Below are 4,042 nucleotides of genomic sequence, written 5' to 3' on the forward strand. Positions count from 1 at the left end.
TCTACATCGACCGCAACTCGGCGGACAACGTGGCGCCGGTGCAGTAGGCGCGGGGCTCCGCGGATCGCATCGCGGCGCCCGGGAATCCGCCCCGGGCGCCGCGACGTGCGTGGATCACGGCGTGCAGGTTACGTTCGCGAAGCCCTTTCCGGCGTTCACCACCGTGTTGCTGCACGAAACCAGGTTGGGCTGCGCAAGGATGTGAAAGCCGTACCCGTTCGCGCCGCGCAGGTCGAACGTGTTGTTCAGCAGCTGATTGTTACGCCCCCATCCCGCCACCTTGGAGTACACGTCGATGCCGAACTCGAGCGTGTACTCGCCGCGGTTGTCGCGGATTACATACCCGTTCCCCTTGACGTCCACCCACGAATCCACCCAGTGGGGAAGGGCGCTGGCCGCGGCGATCATCCCCTGGCCGTTGAACTGGTTGCCCGCGATGGTGCCGCCCGTGGTGCCCTCCTTGACGTCCACGTTTTCGGAGCGCACCCGCGGGCCGAACCGGTTGTTCAGCACCTGGGTGGAGTCGCTGGTGTCCGCCTGGCCGCCCCAGGCGGCGCTGTCCGTGCCCAGGTAGATCCCCTCCCCATATTCGGGCGTGACAAGTCCGGTGTCGTCGATGTAGTTGTTCCGGACGATGTTGCTGCGGCTGAACTGGTGGATCTTGATCCCCGCGAGCCCCGTGCGCGTGACGGAGAGCGAATCGAGCACGTTCTGTCTGCCGCCCGTGACGTGGATGCCGATCTGGGAGCTGTCAACGGAGAAGCCCCTGAGCCGCCAGTAGCTGGTCTTGAGGCGGATCATTCCGCCGGCGCCCAGGGAGGTGGAGCGCAGCACCGCGTTGCGGCTGCCGCAGAGCGTGATGGGGCTGGATGCGGTCCCCGGCACCGTGATGTCGAAGGCGTAGCGGCGGTACACGCCGTCCGCCAGCACGATCAGGTCGCCGGCCTGCGCCGACGCCAGCGCGCCGGCGAGCTGCGCCGCGTCCGCCACGTACACGGGCCGCGTGTACGCGATCCCGGCGCACGCGGCGGGGATGGTGTTTCGTGTGGGAGACGAGGGCGGGCCCACCAGATCATCGGACCCGTCCTGGCACGCCGCGCACAACACCGCGGCGCCCAGCAGAGAGAGCGCGTTCCACCGCATCGGCCATCACTCCGGCAAAGGTTTCCAGCCGCAAATCGCGGCGGGGGGCAAGCACCCTTCATGCCACAAATGATTGCTGGTAACGCACTTCCCCGGTGGTCCACGGGATGCAACGCGGAAGGATCGAGCGTTTGCACTCCCACTTTCCCGTGCACTCATGACGATACGTGACACGCGGCTGCAGGCGGCGATCCTGCGGGGCAGCCGGCTGCTGCTGGTACTCTGCAGGCTCCCGGGCGAGCCGCCGTTCTGGACGCTCCCCGGCGGCGGTCGCGAGGAGGGGGAGACCGACGCGCAGGCGGTCGCGCGCGAGGTGCGCGAGGAACTCGGGGTGATCGTTGAGGTCGGCGCCGTGCTGGACGACGTGCCCGCCGATCCGCCGGATGGCACGTACACGCGATGGCGGACGTACGCGTGCCGCATCGTGGAGGGCGAGCCCGTACCGTGCGGCAACGACGGCGGCGCGCAGCTCACCGCCGTCCGCTGGCTCCCGCTCGGCGACCCCGGTGCATGGGATGCGGAAACGCGGAGCGACCTCTTTCTGTGTCCGCAACTCGGGCGCATCCGCGCGGCACTCGGCTTGGGCGTTTCGCGCCCATGATCCGCGTCTGGCCAGATGGCGAGAAACGACCGCAGCCCGGCGCCGGGCTGCGGTCGTTTGGTATCCAGCACCACTGCACGCAACGGGATGTGGCGCTTTCAGCCTCGCTTGACTCCCCTTTCGGCCACTCGTAGTCTGTTCGGCCCGGCCGAATCCGGCGGATGGCGGGTGACTGCGCGGCGGCCTGCTGCCCCTTGGGGTGAGTCGTACGCGGTATCTCTCCGCCTCCGCATCTCCCGCAATTCCCACCTCGCTCCGGACTGGCCGCCCGACCCGATGGAGACACGATGAGCATCGCCACGATCACCGAAGCGCAGCCGTCGGCGCCGCACGCGGCCGACACCCACGACCGCATTCGCGTGCAGGGGGCGCGCGAGAACAACCTCAAGGACGTCAGCGTCGACATCCCCAAGCGGCGGCTGACGGTGTTCACCGGCGTGTCGGGATCGGGCAAATCGTCGCTCGTGTTCGGCACCATCGCGGCGGAATCGCAGCGGCTCATCAACGAGACGTACAGCGCGTTCGTCCAAGGCTTCATGCCCACGCTCAACCGGCCGGACGTCGACGTGCTCGATGGACTGACGACGGCCATCATCGTGGACCAGGAGCGGATGGGCGCCAACGCGCGCTCCACCGTGGGCACGGCGACGGACGCCAACGCCATGCTGCGCATCCTCTTCAGCCGCCTGGGCAAGCCGTTCATCGGCCCGCCGATCGCCTTTTCCTTCAACGTCCCCACGCGCCGGGCGAGCGGGGCCATGACGGTGGACAAGGGCAAGGGCGAGCGCGTCGTGGTCCGCGACCAGGTGTACCACGGCGGCATGTGCCCGCGGTGCGAGGGGATGGGCACGGTCAGCGACTTCGATCTGACGCAGCTGTACGACGACAGCAAGTCGCTCAACCAGGGCGCGCTGACGATTCCCGGCTACAGCATGGAGGGGTGGTACGGCCGCATCTTTCGCGGCTGCGGCTTCTTTGACGCGGACAAGCCCATTCGCGACTTCAGCAAGAAGGAACTGGACGCGCTGCTCTACAAAGAGCCGACCAAGATCAAGGTGGATGGCATCAACCTGACGTACGAGGGCCTCATCCCGAAGATCCAGGGGTCGATGCTGTCCAAGGACGTCGATGCGATGCAGCCGCACATCCGCGCCTTCGTGGAACGGGTGATCACCTTCACGCCGTGCCCCGAGTGCGGCGGCACGCGGCTGAACGAGCCCGCCCGGTCATCGAAGATCAGGGGGATCAACATCGCCGACGCGTGCGCGATGCAGATCAACGAACTCGCGGAGTGGCTGCGCGGGCTGGATGACGAGCCGTCCGTGGCGCCGCTGCTGGCCGGGCTGCAGCACACGCTGGACTCGTTCGTGGAGATCGGCCTGGGATACCTGAGCCTTGACCGCCCATCCGGCACCCTCTCCGGCGGCGAGGCCCAGCGGACCAGGATGATCCGGCACCTGGGCTCGTCGCTCACCGACGTGACTTACGTGTTCGACGAGCCGACGATCGGCCTGCATCCGCACGACATCCAGCGGATGAACGGCCTGCTGCTGCGGCTGCGCGACAAGGGCAACACGGTGCTGGTGGTGGAGCACAAGCCGGAGACCATCGCGATCGCCGACCACGTGATCGACCTGGGCCCCGGCGCCGGCACCGCGGGCGGCGAGGTGGTCTTTCAGGGCACGGTGGATGGACTGCGGGCCAGCGGCACCCTCACCGGCCGCCACCTGAGTGACAGGTCGGCGCTGAAGCCGTCCGTCCGCACGCCCACGGGGGTGATGCAGGTGCGCGGCGCCAGGACCCACAATCTGAAGAACGTGGATGTCGACATCCCGCTCGGCGTGCTGGTGGTGGTGACGGGCGTGGCGGGAAGCGGAAAGAGCTCGCTGATCCACGGCTCGGTGTCGCCGCGCCAGGGCGTGGTGACGGTGGACCAGAGCGCCATCAAGGGTTCGCGGCGCAGCAACCCGGGGACGTACACCGGCGCGCTGGAGCCCATCCGCAAGGCGTTTGCGAAGGCCAACGGGGTGAAGCCGGCGTTGTTCAGCGCCAACTCCGAGGGCGCCTGCCCGGCCTGCAACGGCGCCGGTGTGATCTACACGGATCTGGGGATGATGGCGGGCGTGTCGACCGTCTGCGAGGAGTGCGAGGGGCGGCGGTTCCAGGCGTCGGTGCTGGAGTACCGGCTGGGCGGGCTGAACATCGCCGAAGTGCTGGATCTGCCGGTCGCGGAGGCCGTCGTGTTCTTCGCCGCGGGCGAGGCGAAGACGCCGGCCGCGCACGCCATCCTGCGCCGCA

3 protein-coding genes are annotated in these 4,042 nt (G+C 68.4%); 2 read left to right on the forward strand and 1 reads right to left on the reverse strand.

What is annotated here, in order from left to right; all coding sequences use genetic code 11:
• Window positions 1–114: 114 nt before the first annotated feature.
• Window positions 115–1,143 (reverse strand): hypothetical protein, encoded by a 1,029-nt coding sequence (locus VF665_RS22935; RefSeq protein WP_331055809.1) that lies wholly within the window; start codon window positions 1,141–1,143, stop codon window positions 115–117.
• A gap of 157 nt (window positions 1,144–1,300) precedes the next feature.
• Here VF665_RS22935 and VF665_RS22940 point away from each other — a divergent pair, with 157 nt between their 5' ends.
• Both VF665_RS22940 and VF665_RS22945 read left to right on the forward strand, forming a co-directional pair.
• Window positions 1,301–1,744, forward strand: a complete 444-nt coding sequence (locus VF665_RS22940; RefSeq protein ID WP_331055810.1) for an NUDIX domain-containing protein — start codon at window positions 1,301–1,303, stop codon at window positions 1,742–1,744.
• 287 nt (window positions 1,745–2,031) lie between these two features.
• A partial coding sequence (locus tag VF665_RS22945) for a hypothetical protein (protein ID WP_331055811.1) occupies window positions 2,032–4,042 on the forward strand: 2,011 nt, incomplete at its 3' end.

Origin of the sequence: Longimicrobium sp. (assembly GCF_036387355.1) — a bacterium.
GTDB lineage: Bacteria > Gemmatimonadota > Gemmatimonadetes > Longimicrobiales > Longimicrobiaceae > Longimicrobium.

What these genes read in the sequence shown, in the direction of transcription:
- VF665_RS22935 (WP_331055809.1), bottom strand. Translation starts at nt 1,143, where the DNA reads ATGCGGTGGAACGCGCTCTCTCTGCTGGGCGCCGCGGTGTTGTGCGCG.
- VF665_RS22940 (WP_331055810.1), top strand. Translation starts at nt 1,301, where the DNA reads ATGACGATACGTGACACGCGGCTGCAGGCGGCGATCCTGCGGGGCAGC.